At 68.3% G+C, this 9,162-nt stretch carries 5 protein-coding genes; all 5 read left to right on the plus strand.

Annotated elements, in window-relative coordinates:
• The first annotated feature begins 36 nt into the window (after positions 1–36).
• Positions 37–2,772 (plus strand): cyclophane-containing RiPP biosynthesis TPR protein HaaT, encoded by a 2,736-nt coding sequence (gene haaT, locus ACRWND_RS25890; RefSeq protein WP_431953459.1) that lies wholly within the window; start codon positions 37–39, stop codon positions 2,770–2,772.
• A 315-nt stretch (positions 2,773–3,087) separates the two neighbouring features.
• A complete protein-coding gene (locus tag ACRWND_RS25895) occupies positions 3,088–4,233 on the plus strand; it encodes an FxsB family cyclophane-forming radical SAM/SPASM peptide maturase (protein WP_431953461.1) in 1,146 nt (381 codons plus the stop codon).
• 61 nt (positions 4,234–4,294) lie between these two features.
• Positions 4,295–4,768, plus strand: coding sequence for a cyclophane-containing RiPP N-acetyltransferase HaaN (gene haaN, locus ACRWND_RS25900; protein WP_431953469.1), 474 nt, complete (start codon positions 4,295–4,297; stop codon positions 4,766–4,768).
• A gap of 244 nt (positions 4,769–5,012) precedes the next feature.
• Positions 5,013–8,528: a helicase-related protein gene (locus ACRWND_RS25905; protein ID WP_431953463.1), complete on the plus strand. Its 3,516-nt coding sequence runs from the start codon at positions 5,013–5,015 to the stop codon at positions 8,526–8,528.
• A partial coding sequence (locus tag ACRWND_RS25910) for a DUF1156 domain-containing protein (RefSeq protein ID WP_431953465.1) occupies positions 8,525–9,162 on the plus strand: 638 nt, incomplete at its 3' end. The genes ACRWND_RS25905 and ACRWND_RS25910, both read left to right, overlap by 4 nt.

The raw sequence follows: 9,162 nt of genomic DNA on the forward strand, positions 1-9,162 counted from the left end.
GGTGCAGCGGTGGCTGCCCTCGCCGGTTGCGGTGCGGTGACGACACTGCTGGTGGGCCTGGTGACGAACGCAGTGTCGGATCAGTCCCGCTGGCCGGGGTGGCTGGGGTGGTTCCAGGACCATGCCTGGTTGTCGTTCGTTCTGCTGGGCGCCGTGCTGGTCGGCCTGAGCGCGCTCCTGGCCGTGGCTTCCGAGCAAAGCGCCCCCAGTGGTCAGCAGGCCTCTGTGGCTCAGGGACCGGGCCGCGAGTCGGACCTGCCCGAAGCGGCGCTCGTTCTGAGGTCGCTGCCGCGGGATACGGTAACGTTCACCGACCGGTCCGCGGAGCTGGAGGCGCTGACACTTTCGGTGCGGGCTTCGCAGGAGAGTGGTGGCCCGTTGCCCGTGCACGTAGTCGACGGGATGCCGGGGGTGGGGAAAACAGCGTTCGCCGTGCGTGCGGGGCATCTGCTGTCCGAACGGTTTCCTGACGGTCAGTTGTTCGTGAACCTCAACGGCCACACCACCGGGCGTACACCGGTGCAGCCGAGCGAGGCCCTGGCCTCGCTGCTGGCGGCGGCCGGCGTGCCGACGCAGCAGATCCCCGTCGGCACGGATACCGGGGCGGTCACCGAAGCGCGGGCGGCGATGTGGCGCAGCCGTCTGGCGGGCAAGAAGGCATTGCTGATCTTGGACAATGCGGCGAGTTACCGGCAGTTGGAGCCCTTGCTCCCGGGCAGCGACGGATGTCTTGTGCTGGTGACGAGTCGGCGGCGCTTGGCGGCGGGCGAGGAAGTGGTGCTGAGCGTGGAGGCCTTGCCGTCGGCGCATGCGGTGGACCTGTTCATGCAGCTGAGCGGCCGACCGGCGGAGTCATTCGAGCGCGGTGTCCTGGAGGAGTTGGCGGGGCTGTGCGGCTTCCTGCCGCTCGGGGTGTCGCTGCTGGCGGCGCGGCTGCGGCATCACCCGTCCTGGACGGCGCAGGACCTGCTCGTCCGGCTTCGGGAGGCACGGAACCGGTTGGGTGAGCTACGGGCCGGAGAGCGTGCGGTGGGGGCAGCGTTCGATCTGTCGTACCGGGATCTCCCCGCCGAGTTGCAGCGCTTCTTCCGCTGTCTGGGTCTCTTCCCGGGCGCCGAGCTCGATGCCTACGTGGCAGCGGCGCTCGGATCGGTTTCGGTGGATGTCGCCCGCAGACAGCTCGACGCGCTGTACGACGCGCATTTGATCGAGGAGTACCCCGGCAGTCGCTACCGCCTGCACGACTTGCTGCGCGACTACGCCCGCAGCGTCGCCGGCGAAGGAGACAGCGTCATGGAGCAGCAAGCAGTCGAGCAGGTGTGCGACTACTATCTGGCCGCCTTGGCCGGCGCCAACGAGCGCATCGTCCGTGCCGGAGCAGACACGCCTCCTGCTACGGCAGATGGTGCCGACCCCCGACGGACTCCTGGCCTGCAGTCGCGCCCGGCAGCGCTGATGTGGCTGGAGGGCGAGCGGCCCAACATCCTGGCGTGCATCCAGCGCGCGAGCTCGCTCGGTCTGCACCCGATCGTCGTGCGGCTTGCCGCGGCCCTGGCTCCCTTCTTACGGCAAGCCGGACCGTGGGACCAGGCAGCCGGCCTGCACCACACCGCCGCCGAAGCGGCCCGACACATCGGCGACCGCCTGGCCCAGGCCCGTGCGCTCGCTGAGCTCGGGGCGATCCGGCGTTTCATGGCGGCCTACCCCGAGGCGGTGCAGGCGCTGCGCGAGGCGATCGACCTGTTCGACGAGGTCGGCGACCAGCAGGGCAAGGCGGACGCATTGAACCAGGTCGGCATCGTCTGGTATCTCACGGGCGACAACGAGGACGCCGCCCAGGCCCAGACCGACGCCCTCGCCCTCTACCGCGCTCTGGGCAACCGGCTCGGACAGGCCAACGCCCTTGCCGACCTGGGGATGGTGCGCCGCCAGACCAGCCGGTTCGACGACTCAGTGGAAGCCCAGAGCCAGGCCCTCGCCTTGTACCGCGAGCTCGGCGACCGCTACGGCGAGGCCAACTCCTTGCGGGACCTGGGCATCGTGCACTGCCAGACCGGCGACTACGCCTTGGCCGGAGAGCGCCACAGTGAAGCCCTCGCCATCTACGAGGACCTCGACGACCGCGCCCACCAGGCCTACGCCCTCAACGAGGCCGGGGCCGTGCAACAGATCACCGGTGACTTCGACGCTGCCCGCGCAGCGCACACGCAAGCTCTGGAGCACTTCACGGCCCTCGGCGAGCACTACGGCCGCGCCAACAGCATCCGGCACCTGGGTGCCCTGCATCGCGTGAGCGGCGACCTCGCCGAGGCGGTCAGGCTCCTCACCGAAGCTCTCGGCGCCTACCGCAGCCTCGGCAGCCGGTCCGGAGAGGCCGCCACCCTCACCGAACTCGGTGCTGCCCACTGCGGGCTGGGCGAACGCGCCCGCGCCACCGAGGACCTACAGCGAAGCCTGACGATCCTGCGGGCTCTCGGCAACCGCTGCGGAGAGGCCGAGGCACTCAACCACCTCGGCGCCCTGCTGCGCGCGTCCGGCGCCCCGGCGGCGGCCCAGGAGCAGCACGAGCAGGCCCTGGCCCTTGCCCGTACCGTGCACTGCCCCCTGGAAGAGGCTCGGGCGTTGGAGGGCATCGCCGGCAGCCACCAAGCCACCGGCGCCCCGTCCGACCGAACCGCAGGCCCGCTACACGAGGCTCTCGACATCTACCAGCGGCTGGGCCTGCACACAGCAGCCGACGACGTGCAGCGCCTCCTGGCCGCCGCGCGGTGAACCAGATGAGGCGACCGGTTCCGACCTGTCGCACAGTCCGAGCACTTTGCTACGTTGCGGAATCGACTGCCCGCCGTATCGACGTACGCCACGAGGAGGGAACCATCATGCCGACTGCCGCCGCCCCGTCGCCAGGCCCCGCAGCGTTGCTCCTGCCGACGCCCGCACCGGCAGCAGATGCGGTCCTGGACCGTGTCGCCGCCCGCATCCGCCAGCGTCTGCGGGCCCAGCAGGCCGATCCGAACAGCCACACTGGCGACGCCTCCCACGCTGCTTCCCTCGTCCGGCCCCGGCCCCTTTGAGCACGCCGACTCCATGACGCCGTCAGAGGACTCCGCCCCTGCGTTCCGCACCTTCATCCTCAAGACGGTCAACCGCTGCAACATCGACTGCGACTACTGCTACGTCTTCAACTCCGCAGACCAAAGCGCCCGGCGCCTACCTGCGCGGATGCATACTGATGTCGCCCGTGCCGCGGCCGGCCGCATCGCCGAACACGCGACCTTTCACCAGCTGAAGACCGTGCACATCGTCATCCACGGCGGTGAACCGCTCCTGGCCGGCGTCCGGCACACCGCCCGGCTACTCGCCGCAGTACGCGACGGCCTGCCGCCTGATGTCGAGGCGCACTTCGAGCTGCAGACCAACGCGACTCTTCTCTCGGACGCCTGGCTGGATCTGTTCGATGCCTACGGTGTCGCCGTCGGCGTCAGCCTCGACGGCCCGCCGGCAGTCAACGACCGCCATCGGCTCACGCGCGCCAAGCGCTCCACGGCCGCCTCCACCGTCCGCGGCATCGATCTGCTGCGCACCCGGCCGCACCTGTTCGCCGGCATCCTCGCCGTCGTCGACCTCGCCCACGATCCCGTCGAGGTCCACGATTACCTTGCCGGGTTCCAGCCACCAGTCATCGACTTCGGCCTCCCCCACGCCACCCACGACCACCCGCCACCTCGCGGTCACCCCGGCGTCCCCGAGTACGGCATCTGGCTTTCTCGCGTCCACGACGCCTGGATCGCCCGCCCCGAACACCACCACAGTGTCCGCATCCTCGAGGACATCGCCGCCCTCAGCGCCGGCATCCACGACTCCGTCGAAACCGTCGGCCTCGCGCCCCCGGCCGGCATCGTCATCGAATCCGACGGCACCATCGAAGGCGTGGATACCCTCCGCTCCGTCCACGAGGGCGCCTCCCACCTCGGCCTCGACGTCTTCCGCCACACTCTCGACCAGGCCCTGCACCACCCCGAGCTCGACCACCGCCGACTCGGCCGCCTCGCCCTCGCCCACCGATGCCAGACCTGCCCGCTCGTCCCCGTGTGCGGCGGCGGCTACCTCCCCCACCGTTTCAGCACCGCCCACGGCTACCGCAACCCCTCCGTCTACTGCGCCGACCTGGAGTACCTCATCCAGCATGTGCAGCAGACCCTCCAGCGGCATGGCTGGACACTGAACAACTGACCACACTGTGGCCAGCGCCGAACAGCGAAACCCGGACCACCAGGAGCTTTACGTGACCACGATGACCATCCGTCCCGCCGAGAAGCGCGATGTCCCCGCGGTGGCCCAGCTCATCGAAGAGATCGAGCAGTTCTACGGATCGACCGACATTCAGCCCCTCGATGAACGCCTCACCCAGGTCGAGGAAGCCCTCTTCGGCACCCCTCCCCTTGCCTACGCCCTCATCGCCGAAGACCACGATGGCGCCCTCGCCGGCCTCGCCGCCTACTCCTTCCTCTGGCCCGCCGCAGGCGCCACCCACTCCCTCTACCTCAAAGAGCTCTACGTCCGCGACGCCCACCGCCGCCACGGCCTCGGGCAGCAGCTCATGAACGAACTGCGCACCATCGCCGCCGCACACCCCGGTTGCAGCCGCATCGAGTGGACCACTGACACCACCAACCCCGCTGCCCGCGCCTTCTACAAAGCCCTCGGCTTCGACGAGTACGACGGCAAGATCCTCTACCGCACCGCGACCGGCTCTGCCGCCGGGTAACAGCAAGGCTGACCCACCGCCGGAGAGCAGCAAATTCAGTGCCGAGCCCGACCCGCGCAGGTACTGACAAACGGCATAACGCCGTGCTCGGCGACAAAGCGGCCGTCGAGGTAGCCTCCAGGAACGTTGACGGCCTGCTCCGAGGCATCAAAAGCCGACACCATTCACCCCGCCCAGTCGCCGTGCGGCATCATTAGCCCCACGAATGCGCACCACCACAGATGCGACCAGGGGGAGGGCCCGGATGCCTGAGCAAGGCCGGTTTCGCCTCGAAAATCTCGAACCAGGGCGCGCCGTAGCAGGCATCGTCACTGACACTGACGTCACGGTCATCGCGGTGCAAATGTTCGGCCAGGCAGCGGCGCAGGTGACCTATCGCCGCCCGGACGGCACAGTCGAAGAAAGCATGCTTTACCAGGATGATGAGGGCAAACTGGCCCCCGGAATTATGTCGGCCTCCAGTGGCTTCGATGCCGACCCCGGGCTCTTCCGACTCTCAGCGGAAGCCCTACGCATTCGGATGGCCGCGCGCGGTGACAGCATGCTTGCTGTATCCACCAGCCTCCTCGACCCCCTGCCCCACCAAATCCAGGCCGTCTACAATGAGCTGCTACCTCGCACCCCTCTGCGTTTTCTCCTCGCCGACGACCCCGGTGCCGGAAAGACAATCATGGCCGGGCTCTACATCAAGGAGCTGGCACTTCGCGGGGACCTGGAGCGCTGTCTGGTAGTCGTGCCGGGCGGGCTGGTCGAGCAGTGGCAGGACGAGCTCCTGGAGAAGTTCGGCCTTGATTTCACCCTGCTTACCCGGCAGCTGACCGACGCGACGATCGACGGCAACGTCTTCGACCGGCATCCGCGGCTCATCGCGCGCATGGACGCCCTGGCTCGTTCCGAGGACCTGAGGCGGCTACTCGGGGAGAGCGGGTGGGACCTTGTGGTCGTCGACGAGGCGCATCGGATGAGCGCCAGCTACTTCGGCATGGAGCTCAAGACCACCAAGCGCTACGAGTTGGGCCGCCTTCTTGGTCGGCTCACCCGGCACCTGCTGCTGATGACCGCCACCCCGCACGCGGGCAAAGAGGAGGACTTCCAGCTGTTCATGACGCTGCTGGATAGTGACCGGTTCAGCGGCCGGTACCGGGCGGGCATCCACGGACACGACGTCTCCGGGCTGATGCGCCGCACGATCAAGGAGGATCTGCTCACCTTCGACGGCCGCAAGCTCTTTCCCGAGCGCCGCGCCTACACCGTTCCTTATGTTCTCTCGCCTGCCGAACAGGAACTGTACGAGCAGGTCACGGATTATGTACGCCGAGAGATGAACCGGGCGGAGCGCCTGGACGGGCGGCGTGGCAATCAGGTCGGTTTCGCGCTCACCGTCCTCCAGCGCCGCCTCGCCTCCAGCCCGGCGGCGATCCACCGTTCTTTGGAGCGCAGGCGGCTGCGGCTGGAAGCTCGGTGCGAGGAGATGCTGTCAGACCACCCTTTGCCCTCAGCCAGTACTACCGCGCACGTCCCGTCTGTCCCGGCCGACGATGAGCTGGACGACCTGACTGGCGACGAGCTGGAGGAACTGGAGGAGCAGGTCGTCGACGCCGCGACCGCTGCCCGCACGGTGCAGGAGTTGAAGCTGGAGATCGCAGCTCTGAGCGGGCTTGAGCGGCTCGCGGGGCGGGTCCTGACCTCCGGCGACGACCGCAAATGGCAGGAGCTATCGGGGCTCCTGCAAGATGATCCGCTGCTGCGGGACGAGAACGGCGTGCCTCGCAAGCTGATCGTCTTCACCGAGCACCGCGACACCCTCGACTACCTGTCCCGCCGCATCAGGAACCTGCTCGGCCAGCCCGAGGCGGTCGTCGCCATCCACGGCGGCACGCCGCGCCCCCACCGCCGTGACATATGCGACGCCTTCAACCAGGACCCCGAGGTCCGCATCCTCGTCGCCACCGACGCCGCAGGTGAGGGCCTGAACCTCCAGCGTGCCCATCTCATGGTCAACTACGACCTGCCGTGGAACCCTAATCGCATCGAGCAGCGTTTCGGGCGGATCCACCGTATCGGTCAGACCGAGGTTTGCCACCTTTGGAACCTGGTCGCCGCCGACACCCGCGAGGGCCAGGTCTTCCAACGGCTCCTCGACAAGATCGAACAGCAGTCGAAGGCGTACGAAGGCAAGGTCTACAACGTCCTGGGGGAGCTCTTCGAGGGCGAACCACTGCGCGGCCTCCTTCTCCAGGCCATCCGATACGGAGACCAGCCCGAGGTCAAGAGCCGATTGGACCAGGTCATCGATGCCCGGGTCGGTGAACGAGCAGTCGAGCTGATCAAGGGACTGGCGCTCGATGCCCACGTCATGGGCCTGGAGGATGTCCAGGAAGTGCAACTACGCATGGAGGAGGCCCAGGCCAAGCGGCTGCACCCGCACTACGTTCGGGCCTTCTTCCGCGAAGCCTTCGACCACCTCGGCGGCCACCTGCGGGCCCGGGAGAGCGGGCGGTACGAGATCACCCACATCCCAGCCGTACTGCGCGACACGGCCCGCTTCGGTCGGGGTCTTGGGGGGATCGTGCAGCGCCGCTACGAGCGGGTCTGCTTCGACCGAGACCGCGTCACCGTCCCTGGCGCGGCCCGCGCCGACCTGATCGCTCCCGGGCACCCGCTCTTCGAAGCCGTACTGGAAGAGACGATCCACCACTACGGCGATCTGCTCACCCGGGGCACTGTCCTCGTAGACGCCTCAGATGCCGGCACCCGCCCCCGGCTGCTGACCGCACTGGTCCAGGAGGTCATCGACGGGCACCGCCGCTCGGTCGACCGCTCCTTCGCATTCGTGGAACTTCACCCTGATGGTACGGCCCACGACGCTGGCCCCGCCCCCTATCTCGACTACCGCCCGCCCACCCCCCGCGAGGCCGAAGCAGCCGAGGCACTCCTCAAGGAGGACTGGCTGCGCGACGGCGGTCCCGCCCGCGCCCTGGACTGGGCCGTCCGCGAAGCCGTACCCCAGCATCTGAACCGGACCAGGGAACGTCTCCTGCCGGTCATCGAGCGCACTCGAACTCAGGTCGAGCAGCGCCTTCGCCAGGAGATCAGCTTCTGGTACGCCCACGCCGGAAAGCTCGAACTCGACCAGGCCGAGGGGAAGAAGATCCGCCACCGCCCCGAGACCGCCCGTGCCTGGGCCGAAGACCTGGAACGGCGCCGCGAACAGCGTCTCGCCGCCCTCGATAAGGACCGGGCCCTCCAGGCCCGACCGCCCGTCATCGCCGGCTGCGCCCTCGTCATCCCCGTGGGCTGGCTTGTCCGCCACGTGGGCCCCGCCCAGACCGCGGCCGAGAAGGCTGTGCTCGACGCCCTGCACGCCGCGGACGGTTACGACACCGACCGTCGAGCCGTCGCCGCTGTCCTCGGCGCGGAACGCAGCCTGGGCCGCGTCCCCGAGGAGATGGCACACAACAATCCCGGCTACGACATCCGATCGCTTAGTCTTGATGGTCACCTCGTGCACATCGAGGTCAAGGGCCGCCGGGAGGGCGCGGAACACTTTTACATCAGCCGCAATGAGGTGCTTGTTGCCAAGAACCGGGGCGAACACCACCGTCTTGCCCTGGTCTCCGTGAGCCCGCACGGCCCAGAACACGACGAGATCAGATACCTGATCAACGCCTTCGCCGAGACCGATTTCGGCGACCTGAAGACCGAGGGTCTCCTGCTGTCCTGGCAGGACGCCTGGAACAAGGGAGGAACCCCGCAGTGAGCGGTGCAACCGACGAGACGGCCCCGGAGCGCCGCACCAAGCTCATCGAGGTATCCCTTCCGCTGGAGGAGATCAACCGGGAGTCCGCCCGGGAGAAGTCCATCCGCCACGGCCACCCGTCCACCCTCCACCTGTGGTGGGCCCGTCGACCTCTTGCCGCGGCCCGCGCGATGCTCTTCGCACAGCTCGTCGACGACCCTTCCTCGCGGCCGGACCTCTATCCCGGGGAGGAGGAGCAGAAGGCCGAACGTACTCGGCTGTTCCAGCTCATCAGGGAGATGGTTCCCTGGGAGGCCACTCGCGACGAGCGGATCATGCGCAAGGTCCGCGAGAAGATCGCGGAGTCGCATGGCGACGGCCCTCTTCCGCCCGTGCTCGATCCCTTCGCGGGTGGCGGAACGATCCCGCTGGAGGCACACCGACTGGGTCTTGAGGCTCATGCCAGCGATCTGAACCCCGTCCCGGTAGTCATCAACAAAGCGTTGATCGAAATCCCACCGAAGTGGGCCGGGCGCAGGCCGGTCTCACCGACGGCGGAACTGCGCCACGAAGGTAGTTGGCGCGGGGCGAGCGGACTCGCCGAGGACGTGAGGCAGTACGGCAAGTGGATGCGGGAGCAGGCGTACGCCCGCAT

The sequence above is a fragment of the Actinacidiphila sp. bgisy167 genome, assembly GCF_965342175.1.
GTDB lineage: Bacteria > Actinomycetota > Actinomycetes > Streptomycetales > Streptomycetaceae > Actinacidiphila.